Source organism: Streptomyces sp. SID486 (genome assembly GCF_009865385.1).
In the GTDB taxonomy this organism is placed as follows: domain Bacteria; phylum Actinomycetota; class Actinomycetes; order Streptomycetales; family Streptomycetaceae; genus Streptomyces.
In genome coordinates this window covers 1-12,866 of record NZ_WWJT01000302.1, presented here as the reverse complement: position 1 = coordinate 12,866, position 12,866 = coordinate 1, and the positions used below count along the sequence as shown (strand labels likewise).

7 protein-coding genes and 1 pseudogene are annotated in these 12,866 nt (G+C 72.5%); 3 read left to right on the top strand and 5 right to left on the bottom strand.

The window, feature by feature from the left end:
* Positions 1 to 122: 122 nt before the first annotated feature.
* Positions 123 to 3,497, top strand: a complete 3,375-nt coding sequence (locus GT045_RS14320) for a pyruvate carboxylase (RefSeq protein WP_161334394.1) — start codon at positions 123 to 125, stop codon at positions 3,495 to 3,497.
* A 270-nt stretch (positions 3,498 to 3,767) separates the two neighbouring features.
* Here GT045_RS14320 and GT045_RS14315 read toward each other — a convergent pair whose 3' ends face one another.
* From GT045_RS14315 to GT045_RS14295, 5 genes and pseudogenes are all read right to left on the bottom strand, one after another.
* Complete coding sequence (locus GT045_RS14315; protein WP_161334392.1) at positions 3,768 to 4,754, bottom strand: hypothetical protein; 987 nt, start codon at positions 4,752 to 4,754, stop codon at positions 3,768 to 3,770.
* A 319-nt stretch (positions 4,755 to 5,073) separates the two neighbouring features.
* On the bottom strand, positions 5,074 to 5,535 hold the full coding sequence (locus GT045_RS14310) for a hypothetical protein (protein WP_161334391.1): 462 nt from the start codon (positions 5,533 to 5,535) through the stop codon (positions 5,074 to 5,076).
* Between the two features lie 93 nt (positions 5,536 to 5,628).
* The gene (locus GT045_RS14305; protein ID WP_161287146.1) at positions 5,629 to 6,405 is read right to left on the bottom strand and encodes a polysaccharide lyase family 7 protein; all 777 of its coding nucleotides are present in this window, start codon (positions 6,403 to 6,405) and stop codon (positions 5,629 to 5,631) included.
* 112 nt (positions 6,406 to 6,517) lie between these two features.
* Complete coding sequence (locus GT045_RS14300) at positions 6,518 to 7,732, bottom strand: chitinase (protein ID WP_161287147.1); 1,215 nt, start codon at positions 7,730 to 7,732, stop codon at positions 6,518 to 6,520.
* Between the two features lie 222 nt (positions 7,733 to 7,954).
* Positions 7,955 to 9,991: pseudogene (locus tag GT045_RS14295) on the bottom strand (TIM-barrel domain-containing protein); the annotation flags it as partial.
* A gap of 867 nt (positions 9,992 to 10,858) precedes the next feature.
* On the opposite strand from GT045_RS14295, the gene GT045_RS14290 reads away from it, so the two are divergent.
* Both GT045_RS14290 and GT045_RS14285 read left to right on the top strand, forming a co-directional pair.
* Complete coding sequence (locus GT045_RS14290) at positions 10,859 to 11,983, top strand: GNAT family N-acetyltransferase (protein WP_161334390.1); 1,125 nt, start codon at positions 10,859 to 10,861, stop codon at positions 11,981 to 11,983.
* 114 nt (positions 11,984 to 12,097) lie between these two features.
* Positions 12,098 to 12,649 carry a flavoprotein gene (locus GT045_RS14285; RefSeq protein WP_161287149.1) on the top strand — a complete coding sequence of 184 codons (552 nt, stop codon included), beginning with the start codon at positions 12,098 to 12,100 and terminating at the stop codon, positions 12,647 to 12,649.
* Positions 12,650 to 12,866 lie beyond the last annotated feature (217 nt).

Here is a 12,866-nt window from a genome sequence, read left to right as displayed (position 1 = left end):
GCAGTGTGATGGTTTTCGCACATCGACCCCCATGGGCAGCCCCTAGGGTGTCCGCGAGTACGGCAGCGCGTGGCTGACACCAGGGTGTTCGTCGCCGGCAGGGCAGCTGAAGGGAAACCACCATGTTCCGCAAGGTGCTGGTCGCCAACCGTGGAGAGATCGCGATCCGGGCGTTCCGGGCGGGCTACGAACTGGGCGCGCGCACCGTCGCCGTCTTCCCGCACGAGGACCGCAACTCGCTGCACCGGCTCAAGGCCGACGAGGCGTACGAGATCGGCGAGCCGGGACATCCCGTGCGGGCCTACCTCTCCGTGGACGAGATCGTCGCCGCCGCCCGCCGCGCGGGCGCCGACGCCGTCTACCCCGGGTACGGCTTCCTGTCCGAGAACCCCGAACTGGCCCGGGCCTGTGAGGAGGCGGGCATCACCTTCGTCGGCCCCAGCGCGGCCACGCTGGAGCTGACCGGCAACAAGGCCCGCGCGGTCGCCGCCGCCCGTGCCGCCGGCGTGCCCGTGCTGGGCTCCTCCGCGCCCTCCAACGACGTGGACGAACTCGTCCGCGCCGCCGAGGACATCGGCTTCCCGGTCTTCGTCAAGGCGGTCGCCGGAGGCGGCGGCCGCGGCATGCGCCGGGTGGAGGACCCGGCCCAGCTGCGCGAGTCCATCGAGGCCGCCTCCCGCGAGGCCGCGTCCGCGTTCGGCGACCCGACCGTCTTCCTGGAGAAGGCCGTCGTCGAGCCCCGCCACATCGAGGTGCAGATCCTCGCCGACGGCGACGGCAACGTCATCCACCTCTTCGAACGCGACTGCTCGGTGCAGCGCCGCCACCAGAAGGTCATCGAGCTGGCCCCGGCCCCGAACCTGGACCCGGAGCTGCGCGACCGGATCTGCGCCGACGCCGTGCGCTTCGCCCGCGAGATCGGCTACCGCAACGCCGGCACGGTCGAGTTCCTGCTCGACCGCTCGGGCAACCACGTGTTCATCGAGATGAACCCGCGCATCCAGGTCGAGCACACCGTGACCGAGGAGGTCACCGACGTCGACCTGGTCCAGGCCCAGCTGCGGATCGCCTCCGGCGAGACCCTCGCCGACCTCGGTCTCGCCCAGGACACCGTCACCCTGCGCGGCGCCGCCCTCCAGTGCCGCATCACCACCGAGGACCCCGCCAACGGCTTCCGCCCGGACACCGGCCGCATCAGCGCCTACCGCTCCCCGGGCGGCTCCGGCATCCGGCTCGACGGCGGCACCACCCACGCCGGCACGGAGATCAGCGCCCACTTCGACTCCATGCTGGTCAAGCTCACCTGCCGGGGCCGCGACTTCCACGCCGCCATCGGCCGGGCCCGGCGCGCGGTCGCCGAGTTCCGCATCCGCGGCGTGGCCACCAACATCCCCTTCCTCCAGGCGGTCCTGGACGACCCCGACTTCCAGGCGGGCCGGGTCACCACCTCCTTCATCGAGCAGCGTCCGCACCTGCTGACCGCCCGCCACTCGGCCGACCGCGGCACCAAGCTGCTCACCTACCTCGCCGACGTCACCGTCAACAAGCCGCACGGCGAACGGCCCGACCTGCCCGACCCGCTGACCAAGCTGCCGGCGCTGCCCGCGGGCGAGCCGCCTGCCGGGAGCCGGCAGCTCCTGGTGGACCTCGGCCCCGACGGATTCGCCCGGCACCTGCGCGAGTCGCCCACCATCGGCGTCACCGACACCACCTTCCGCGACGCCCACCAGTCGCTGCTCGCCACCCGGGTGCGCACCAAGGACCTGCTGGCCGTCGCCCCGGCCGTCGCCCGCACCCTGCCGCAGCTGCTGTCCCTGGAGTGCTGGGGCGGCGCCACCTACGACGTCGCGCTGCGCTTCCTCGCCGAGGACCCCTGGGAGCGGCTGGCCGCCCTGCGCGAGGCGGTGCCGAACATCTGCCTGCAGATGCTGCTGCGCGGGCGCAACACCGTCGGCTACACGCCGTACCCGACCGAGGTGACCGACGCCTTCGTGCAGGAGGCCGCCGCCACCGGCATCGACATCTTCCGCATCTTCGACGCCCTGAACGACGTCGGCCAGATGCGCCCCGCCATCGAGGCCGTCCGCGAGACCGGCACGGCGATCGCCGAGGTCGCGCTCTGCTACACCGCCGACCTCGGTGACCCGGCGGAGCGGCTCTACACGCTCGACTACTACCTGCGCCTCGCCGAGCAGATCGTGGCGTCCGGCGCCCATGTCCTCGCGATCAAGGACATGGCCGGACTGCTGCGCGCACCGGCCGCCGCCAAGCTCGTCTCGGCACTGCGCCGCGAGTTCGACCTGCCGGTCCACCTGCACACGCACGACACCGCGGGCGGCCAGCTCGCCACCTACCTCGCCGCGATCCAGGCGGGCGCGGACGCGGTCGACGGGGCGGTGGCCTCCATGGCCGGTACGACCTCCCAGCCGTCGCTGTCCGCGATCGTCGCCGCCACGGACCACTCCGAGCGGCCCACCGGCCTGGACCTGCAGGCGGTCGGCGACCTGGAGCCGTACTGGGAGGGCGTGCGCAAGGTCTACGCCCCGTTCGAGGCGGGCCTCGCCTCCCCGACCGGGCGCGTCTACCACCACGAGATCCCCGGTGGCCAGCTGTCCAACCTGCGCACCCAGGCCGTCGCCCTCGGCCTCGGCGACCGTTTCGAGGACATCGAGGCGATGTACGCCGCCGCCGACCGCATCCTCGGCCGCCTGGTCAAGGTCACCCCGTCCTCCAAGGTGGTCGGCGACCTGGCCCTGCACCTGGTCGGCGCCGGCGTCTCCCCGGACGCCTTCGAGACGGCCCCGGACACCTACGACATCCCCGACTCGGTGATCGGCTTCCTGCGCGGAGAGCTGGGCACCCCGCCCGGCGGCTGGCCGGAGCCGTTCCGCACCAAGGCGCTGCAGGGCAGGGCCGCCGCCAAGCCCGCCCCCGAACTGTCCGCGGAGGACCGCGACGGTCTCCGCAAGGACCCCCGGGCCACCCTCAACCGGCTCCTCTTCCCGGGTCCGACCCGGGAGTTCGACACGCACCGGCAGAGCTTCGGCGACACCAGCGTGCTCGACAGCAAGGCGTTCTTCTACGGCCTGCGTCCCGCCAAGGAGTACGCCGTCGACCTGGACCCCGGCGTCCGGCTGCTGATCGAGCTGCAGGCCATCGGCGAGGCCGACGAGCGCGGGATGCGCACCGTGATGTCCACGCTCAACGGCCAGCTGCGGCCCATCCAGGTGCGTGACCGGTCGGCCGCCACCGACGTCCCGGCGACGGAGAAGGCCGACCGGGCCGATCCCGGCCATGTCCCGGCGCCGTTCGCCGGTGTGGTGACCCTCGCCGTCTCGGAGGGCGACGAGGTGGAGGCCGGTGCCACGATCGCCACCATCGAGGCGATGAAGATGGAGGCGACGATCACCGCCCCGAAGGCGGGCCGCGTCTCCCGCCTGGCCATCAACCGCATCCAGCAGGTGGAGGGCGGCGACCTGCTGGCCGAACTGTCCTGACACCGCCCCCCGCCCCCGGCCGGCGGACCGCCACGTACCGGCGGACCACCACCCACCGACGGATCACGGCCCACTGACGGACCACCACGGCGGACCACCACGTACCGGCTGGCCACCACCCACTGGCGGATCACGGCCCACCGGCGGACCGCCGCCCACCGACGGGCCACCATCCGCCGGCGGACCACGGCCCACCGTTGGCAACGGCCGCCGGCGGGCCGGATGAGGGGCGTGGCGGCGGTGGTGGGCGCCGGTGCGGCCCTCGCCGGGTTATCCGCGGCCGATCAGGTGGCGCAGGTGGGCGACGAGGAGGTTCGGGTCGCGGCGGGTGGTGAACGCGGCGCTCGGCACGTAGACCGTCCGGCCGCGGACCGCGACCGAGGTCGGGTCGGACAGGCCGTCCTGCGCGGTGAGCAGGGTCGTGACGGTGCCGTCCGGACCCACCAGCACCAGCTTGCCGACGGAGCCCAGTGCGGCCAGGGCGCTCCTGCCGTGCCCCGGGAAGGCGAAGTCGTCGATGCCGCCGAGCCCGTCACCCCGGGTCTCGACGGGGCCTGCGGAGCCGTCCGGGAGCACGGGGAGGCGCAGCAGCGTGCCCCGGTCGGTGTTGGACACCCACACCGCGTCCCGGTGGACCTTGACGCCGTTGGCGCCGAGGCCGGAGGCCGGCGGCGCCGGCAGCGGAGCCAGCGCCGGACCCGTCGCCCAGGCCGTGGCCGCGCCCCCCGCCTGCGGGACGCGCCAGACGGTGCCGCGGACCGAGTCGGCCGCGTAGAGGACGCCCCGGCGCTCGTCGAGGGCCAGCCCGTTGGGAAACCCGTCGGGCGGCAGCTGGGCGATCTGCACCGGCGCGGTGCCGGGAGAGACACGCCAGACGCCGGTCTCGCGGGTCCCGGTGGCGTAGGCGACGTACAGCGTGCCGTCGTGGGCCCGGGCGATGCCGGTCACCACGGCACTGTGGACGACGGGGGTGTCCGGGTCCGCCACCTCCGGCAGCTGCGCGCGCGACGTGGTGGTCCCGTCCACGGTGACGTGGGCGACCCGGCGGGCGAAGGCGAAGGTGAGGTCGGCGGAGCCGTCGGGTTCGAGCGCGATGTTCTCGGGCGTCTGCCCGGCGGCCAGACCGAAGCGGGCGACGACCCGCGCGTCGGTGACGAGCGGATCGTCCTCGGCGGCGGGTGCGGCGGGCGCGGTCATGACGAGGCCGAGCGTGAGCGCGGCGACGGCGGCACCGGTCAGGCGGGGGATTCGGGGCATGTGACCTCTTTTCGGTCGGCGCGCGAGGCGCCGGCGTTCGGGGTCACACCAACATGAGGGGCCGCGGGCCGCGGGTGCCGGGAGCCGGGGCCGCGGGATCGCCCGCGCGGACCACCGTCACGGGCCGTACGAGGGGGCGCCCGGGTGACGCCTGGCCGTAGTCACCCGGGTGACGCCTGGCCGTAGCCGCCTGCGTGGCGCCTGGCCGTGGCGCTCCTGACGAGGTGCCGGGCCCGGGTGCCGGGGCGTCCCGCAGGCGGGAGGCGCGGCCACGGCCTGGGCGACGGTCCGGCCGGGCCCGGGTGCCGGGCCCGGGCAGTCAGTCCCAGAGCGGGTAGGTCATGACCTGCCGGTAGCCCTCCGGGCGGACTCCGGGGTAGGTGAGGCTCAGCCGGGTGTAGCGCTGGAACTCCGGATGCTTCTTCCAGGTCTTCGAGCCGTCGAGCCGGATGCTGACCGGATAGGCGTGGAAGGTGCCGGCCGCGCAGTACGGCTTGCAGTCGTTGACGAGGTTCAGGCCCACGGCCGTCGCCCCGCCCGGACTCCACTTGTCCCAGTGCAGTCCGGTGAGGCGGCTGTTGCCGTCGCCGCAGGCCAGGAGGAAGTCGTCGGGGCGGACGGTGCGGTGCCACAGGCAGTCGACCAGGACGGGCTGGGACGAACCGGTCCGGTGCGGCGTGGCCGCGGGGGTCGGCGGACTGGCCGTCGCCGTCGTCATCGTCGCCGTCAGCAGCGCTCCCGCCGCCAGGGTGACCGCCGTTCCCACCATTGATCCGCGCATGGCCGCTCCCACTGTCGTGCCGTGTCCGACCGCGTCCCACCGACGCTACGACCGTCCCGGTGATTGCACCACTCACGCAGGTGGGGCCGGGTGTCAGCCGTGGGACACGGTCAGCCCGTAGAAGGCCACCCGGGCGCCCTTGGTGGTGCTGTCCGAGGAGGACTGGTTGTAGGAGCCGGCCTTGAAGTACTGCTTGTAGGGCTTGAAGGACGACGGGATGCCGTAGTGGGTGGTGGTGCCGTTCACGGTCAGGTCGACGGTGTCGCCGCCGGAGACGGCGATGGTGTAGCTCCACGTCTTCCCGACGGCGACGTGCCCGACCGTGTGCGGGGTCTGCCCGCCGGACGGTGAGTCCTCGGTGCCGAGGACTATGTCCCCGTTCGCGTGGTAGTACAGCTCCACCAGCGGCTTCGTGGACGATCCGCCGGAGCCCAGGTGGATCTGGCCGACGCACACGTTCGCCGTCACGGACACCACGCGCAGCGTCGCGCTCAGCCGGTGGGAGCCGCCGAGCGACCAGTCGGCCGCGCTGCCGTCGCGGTTCATCTCCCGCAGTTCGGAGCGGGCGTAGTTGGAGTTCGGTGTGGTGACGCCCTTCTCGGGCGCCCAGAAGGTCATCGCGCCGTCGCGGGAGTCGGTGTAGAAGTACGCGTCCTGGTAGCCGTTCGCGCCCTGGAGGCGGGAGGACGGGATGGTGGTGGGCTTGCCGGGGGAGCCGACGGGCTCCTGGAGCTGCCAGACGGACAGGTCGAAGTTGCCGCCCGGCGCCTTGCCGGGGTCGGCGGCGTCGGCGCCGCCCGCGGTGAGGACGGTGAGCGCGAGGGCGAGGCCCGCGGCGGCCGGGGCCGCGAGAAGCCGTGACCGGGTCATGTGGGGGTCCCTTCGTCAGGTGAGGATGCGTTCAGCATGATGAACGCTGAACGCATCCTTGTTCGCCGGTGACCCGAGAAGCTAAGGGTCCGGACCTGACGCGTCAAGAGGTTCAGCAGGCTCCCTCGTCCTGCCACGGGCCCCATTCGGACGCCCCGGGCGCCTCGTTCTGGGTCCACCACTTGGCCTTCCAGTTGTGCTTGCCGTACGAGACCTCGTTGCCGGCCGTGTACGTCGCCGTCGCACTCCACGCCGTCTTGCAGGAGGTCGGGGTAGGTGTCGGCGTCGGGGTGGGCGTGGGGGTCGAGGTCGGCGGGGTGACTCCGGCGAACTTCACCGAGTACTTGGCGAAGTCCCAGGAGTTCTGGGCCACGCTGGAGCACGTGCCGGACGTGCGGCCGCCGTTGTCGGCCGGGGTGCACTGCCGGTCGCGGTTCAGTGACCAGAACGTGAACCGGTCCATGTGGTGGCTCGTGGCGTAGTCGAGCACCGTCTGGAAGTCGGCCTGGGTGAAGTACTCGCCGGTGTCGCTGCGGCCGTTCATGCCCGAGAAACCCTCGTGGGCGTAGGCGGTCGCCTGGTCCCACCCGAAGGTGGACTGCAGGATCGAGTTGAAGTTGGTGAGTGCGCCGGTCTGGCTCGCCGCCCCGTTGAAGCCGCCGTCGAACGGCATGATGGAGAAGTTGTTCGGGGTGAACCCCTGCGACTTGGCCTCCAGCAGCATCTGCTTGCCGAACCAGCCGGTTCCGTCCGCCGTGCCGGCCGTGGTCACGGACACGTACAGCCCGGGGTTGTTCTGCTGGAGGATCTTCGCGGCGCCGATCTCGTTCCTGATGGCCGCGGTGTTCTCGTACTCCGGCTCCTCCAGGTCGAAGTCGATCGCGTGCAGCCCGTACCTGGTGATGACCTGCTGGTAGGCGGCCGCCGTGGACGCCGGGTCCGCGCACGCCTGTCCGAGCTTGGTGCCGCCGTAGCCGCCGATGGAGACGGAGACGTCACCGCCCTTGGCCCGGATGGTGCTGATGACCGACTGCACGGCGGTGTCCGAGGAGACCGGCGCCGTGCCGCCCCAAGTGGGTGTACAGCCACCGCCGTTGGGCGCGAGGACGAAAGCCAGCTGGAACGCCTTCAGACCGGTGGCGTCCATGATGGCGGACGCGTCCGGCGGGTCGTTGTCCAGCGGCATCAGGTAGGGAGCGGCGGCGTACCAGCGGTTGTCCAGCGCGGTGGTCGCGCCCGACGCGCTGCCCGCGACGAGGGCGGTGGCGCCGGCCGCGGCGAGGGTGACGGCAGCCGCCGCGCCCAGGCATGCCCGAAGACGTCTCATACGTGCCTCCAGAGGGTGGGGACCCCGATGCGGGGAGCCCCACCCTCCGGGAGCTGTTGCGGCCACGTCAATAAGTTGGACTAGACCAACTTGCTCTTTGGACTAGACCATACGGTTCCTTTACCTTTCGTCGACCAGGCGCACGGTGAAGGCGCGGTCGAGCGGGAGCCGTGCCGTGGTGACGGTCGTGACACGGCGGGAGGCGTCGTACGACCAGGCGCCGCGCGGGAGTCGGCGCCCGTCCAGCAGGACCCGGGCGGGAGCGGTGCCGCCGTGCACGGTGAACCGGTACGTGCGTGCGGTCACCTTGCCCGCGTACTCGCCCCTGCTCGCTCCGACCGTCACGGTCGTGCCCCGGGCGTCACCGCGCACCGACACCCGCTGGGTGGCCGCCGCGCCTCGGGCGAAGTCACGGGTCACGCCGTCGTCCTCGTACAGCGTGTAGTGGCTGGCGCGGTGCGCCGCCGGGTACAGGTCCCAGTCCAGCTCGTGCCGGTCGCGGGTCTGCCAACTCGTCGTGTCCTTCGGCCACATGGGGACGACCGCCCCCTCGCGTACGAACAGCGGCAGGGTGTCCAGCGGGGCGTGATAGCCGTCGACCGTGGTCGGGCCGCGGTAGGTGCGGCCGGTCCAGTAGTCGGTCCAGGTGCCCTTCGGCAGATAGATGCCGTCGCGCGTGTCGGAGTCCTGGTACACCGGCGCGACGAGGAAGTCCGGCCCGGACAGGAACTCGTACTTCGCGCCGGCGCCGAGGGTGCCGGGATCGTCCGGGTACTCCAGCCACAGCGGACGCACCGCGCCCACGCCCGTCCTCGCCGCCTGGGCGGAGAGGGTGTACATGTACGGCAGCAGCCGCTCCTTCAGCTGCAGGTACTTGCGGTTGACCGAGGTGTACGGCTCACCGTCCCGCCACGGCTGCTGCTCGGCGGGCTTGCCGGTGGTGAGGTCGGTGGCCCAGCCGTCCATCGTCATGATGGCGGGCAGGAACGCCTTCCACTGGAGGTCGCGGACGTACATCTCGGGGTCGTGGCGGTAGATGCTGCCCACGTCACCGGTGTTGTAGGCGATGCCCGACATCGTCGCCCCGGCATAGGTCGGGATCTGCCAGCGGATGTAGTCCCAGGACAGCTTCTGGTCGCCGCTCCACAGCACCCCGCAGCGCTGGGCGCCCGCCCAGGAAACCGGCAGCCACACGAAACCGCGCGCGTCGCTGTTGTCCTCGATGCCCTTCTTCGCCGCGTCGCAGGCGTCCAGCGCGAACTTGTAGCCGTTGCCGACCCAGGCCACGTCCAGCTTGGCCACCCGCTGCCCGGCCTTGACCTGGTCGGCCAGCTTGTCGATGCCGTCCTGGGTCCACAGGCCGAGCTGGGCCTGGTGGTCCTGGAGGCCCTTCGCGGTCTGTTCCAGGTTCTCGTACCCGCACCCGTAACCGTCGTTGACCAGCATCCAGCCGAGCGGCATCCGGTTCGCGGTGTATCCGTCGGCGATCTTCAGCGCGTCCAGGGTGTGCCGCTCGCCCCGGTTGGCGTTGTGCAGGTAGCAGTCGGAGTCACCGGGCTCCAGGCCGTACACCGGCGGCATGAAGGGTTTGCCCGTCAACGCCGTGTACGCGCCGATGACCTGCTTCGCGTCACCGAGGAAGTAGTAGGCGTCCAGGCGCCGTTCCTGCTGCCCGGTGGTGACCGGTGAGCCGAAGGTGTAGACACCCGGGGCGAAGGTGTTGCGGAAGACGCCGTAGCCCGCGCTGGAGAGGTAGAACGGCTGGGAGTTGTTGTAGCCGCCCTCGTTCCAGTCGAAGCTGTTGGCGACGTACATGGTCTGCCCGCGGTGCGAGAAGCTGCCGTTCTGCTCGCCGCCGCCGAAGAACTGCTCCTGCGCGCCGCGCGCGAGGCTCTGCCGCATCCCGCCGGTCGACCAGCGCAGCGGTTTGTCCTCCTGCCAGATCCGGGTGCGGTTGTCGGGCTTGTACAGCCCGAACCGCAGCGGCTTCTTGTACACCCGCAGCACGGCCTCAGGGGAGCGGATGCCGTAGTAGGCGCCCGCGTCGAAGGCGGCGGTGCGCCGCTCGCGAGCGGGCGTCCGGCGCACGATGGCGGTACCGGCCGGATCACTGAGCGAACCCGACGGATCGGCCTGGAGCCGCAGCCGGCCGCCCGTCAGGAAGTCGGCGCGGGCCGTGAGCCGGCCGGCCTCGATGGTGTAACTGCCGTCGCCGCCCGCGAAGGACGTGAGATCACCGGCGTCCGTGGTCGCGGGCAGATAGGCGGTGCCGGTGAAGGAGCCGCCGTGCACGTCGTACGGCACCACGACGACGTGGTACGTCCCCGAGGCGCGCGGGATCACCGTGGCCTCCGGGTCGGCGGTGCCCGCGCTGGACGCCACCTGCTTGCCGTGGTCGTCGTAGACGTACAGGTCGAAGTCGTCCGAGGACCGGTCCCACCTGACCGACAGCGGGACGCCGCCCTCGGGATTGTCGTCCCAGTAGCCGTCCGGCACCGAGACGCTCAGGTCGAAACGGTCGCAGACGGTGTCGGCGGGGTCGTCGGCGGCGGCAGGGCACTTCTCCGGGCCGCCGCCCGTCCCCTTGTCGTAGACCGGGCTCTGCCAGCTGACGCTGCCGTGAGCCGGGTCCAGTACGGCGCCGGACGCGGTGGCCGCGGCCTGGGCCGGCGCCGGAGCGGCGAGCGCGGTCCCGGCCAGGACGCTCGCCAGCCCCAGCGGGATCCAGGCCGGCCACGGCACACGGTGACGCAGTCTTCGTGGTCTTTGCACGGCGGAACAGCTCCCCTCGCACCCTTGCGGATTGCGTGTCCTCGAAACAGAAATGCTCGGATGCGCTTGAAACGAGCATCATTCGAGCAACTTCACGCATGAGCCTCGGGGTTGGCGCAGGTTCATGTCAATACCGCGGACACCCCGACGCCCCTGCGCGGCGCGCACGCCCCGGGGAGTGGCGCGCACGTCCCGGGGGCCGGGGGAGGGGGGCGGCCCGCGCCGTCGGCGGGCGGCCGGCGCGAGGGGAAACGCACCCTGCATCCGCAGTCGTCACCGATGTCCGCATACCTGTGGCGAACCGTCAGTCGCCTGGGGCATCCTTGGCTGCGACGGAAGGGCGGTCGAGCTTAGGTGCGCATCACCATCCACAGAACCGGCGAGCTGACGTCCGGACTGCGCGCGGCCTGGCACCGCGCGATGGACGAATCGCCCGAGTACGCCAACCCCTTCCTCGCCCCGGAGTTCGCCGTCGGCGTGGGCCGCTACCGCGGCGGCGTCAGGGTGGCCGTGCTGCGTGAGGGCGCCGAACCGGTCGGCTTCCTCCCCTACGAACGCGGTCCGTTCGGTACCGGCCGGGCCGTCGGGCTCGGACTGTCCGACTGCCAGGCCCTCGTGCACCGGCCCGGGGTCACCTGGAGCACCCGGGAACTGCTGCGCGCCTGCGGGCTCAGCATCTTCGAGTTCGACCATCTCGTGCAGGGGCAACGGCCGTTCGGGCCCCATGTCACCGGGACGTTCGCCTCGCCGGTGATCGACGTGAAGCCGGGCGACGGCGGCTACCCGCAGTGGCTGCGCGGCACCTACCCGGGGCTGGCCAAGACGACGCTGAAGAAGGAGCGCCGGCTCGGCCGGGACGTCGGCGAGGTGCGGTTCGAGTTCGACGAACGCGACCCGCGCATGCTGCGCACCCTCATGCGCTGGAAGTCGGCGCAGTACCGCAGGACCGGCCGGATGGACCGGTTCTCCCGCCCGTGGATCGTCGGCCTCGTCGACCACCTCTTCCACGTCCGCGAGGAGCACTTCACCGGCGTCCTGTCCGTGCTGTACGCGGGTGACCGGCCCGTCGCTGCCCACTTCGGCCCCCGGTCGAGCACGGTGCTGGCCGCCTGGTTCACCGCGTACGATCCCGAACTCCCTTCATACTCACCCGGGTTGATGATGCATCTGCGGACCGCGGAAGCGGCCGCCCGGCACGGGGTGACCCTCGTGGACCTCGGCCGGGGCGACAAGGAGTACAAGGACTGGCTGAAGACCCGCGAACTCAGGGTCGGCGAGGGGTTCGCCGCCCGTCCCCACCCGGTGGCGCTGGCCCACCGGCTCTGGCGCCGGCCGGTGCGCGGCCTGCGCAACACGGTGCTCGCGCACCCGCGGCTGCGTGAGCCGGCCGACCGGCTGCTGCGGACCGTGGGCACCGTGCGGACGCGCGGCCAGGAGTCCACCGACCCGGGCCGGGCCCGTCCACCCGTCCCGGACTGACGCCCCGGGCGGAGGCCGTTGGCCCGTCCCGGACCGAGCGGCGGCGACCGCCCGGACGGAGGCGTCGTAGGCTGCCGGAACCGTGCCACTTCGGATGCCGACCGGGAGACGCGTGTGAGCGATCCGACCGCCCCAAGCCAGAAGCCCTTCCTGTACGTCGTCGTCTGCGCGGCGGGTGTCGCCGGTGACGTCGGCAGGCTGATCACCGCGGCCCGGGAGGCGAACTGGGACGTCGGCGTCGTCGCCACACCGCAGGGCCTCGGCTTCATCGACGCGCCGGCCGTCGAGGCGCAGACCGGCTATCCGATCCGCTCCGCGTGGCGCCTGCCGGGCGACCCCCGGCCGTTGCCGCCCCCGGACGCCATCGCCGTCGCCCCGGCCACGTTCAACACGATAAACAAGTGGGCGGCCGGGATCTCCGACACACTCGCCCTCGGCATCCTGTGCGAGGCGTACGGCATGGGCGTCCCGACCGTGGCACTGCCCTGCCTCAACGCCGCCCAGGCCGCGCACCCCGCCTACCGGCAGAGCCTGGACCGGCTCCGCGAGATGGGCGTCCTCATCGGCTCGCGGGCACCCCGGCCGCCCGAGGCGGGCGGCGAGGACCGCTTCCGCTGGGAGGAGGCCCTGGAACTGCTGGAGGCGCTGCCCGGCACCGCCCGCTGACCCCGCCGCCCCCGGCGAGCCCGCTCAGCGGCCCGCACCGGCCGCCCGCATACAGCGCGCGGCGCCGTCAGCGGCCCGCACCGGCCCCCCGCTCACAGCGCGCGGCGCCGTCAACGGCCCGCACCGGCCCCCTGCTCACAGCGCGCGGCGCCGTCAGCGGCCCGGCCCGGCCCACCCGCTCACAGCGCGCGGCGCCGCTCCCGCGCCCGGCCGCGGC

What these genes read in the sequence shown, in the direction of transcription:
- GT045_RS14320 (WP_161334394.1), top strand. Translation starts at nt 123, where the DNA reads ATGTTCCGCAAGGTGCTGGTCGCCAACCGTGGAGAGATCGCGATCCGG.
- GT045_RS14315 (WP_161334392.1), bottom strand. Translation starts at nt 4,754, where the DNA reads ATGCCCCGAATCCCCCGCCTGACCGGTGCCGCCGTCGCCGCGCTCACG.
- GT045_RS14310 (WP_161334391.1), bottom strand. Translation starts at nt 5,535, where the DNA reads ATGCGCGGATCAATGGTGGGAACGGCGGTCACCCTGGCGGCGGGAGCG.
- GT045_RS14305 (WP_161287146.1), bottom strand. Translation starts at nt 6,405, where the DNA reads ATGACCCGGTCACGGCTTCTCGCGGCCCCGGCCGCCGCGGGCCTCGCC.
- GT045_RS14300 (WP_161287147.1), bottom strand. Translation starts at nt 7,732, where the DNA reads ATGAGACGTCTTCGGGCATGCCTGGGCGCGGCGGCTGCCGTCACCCTC.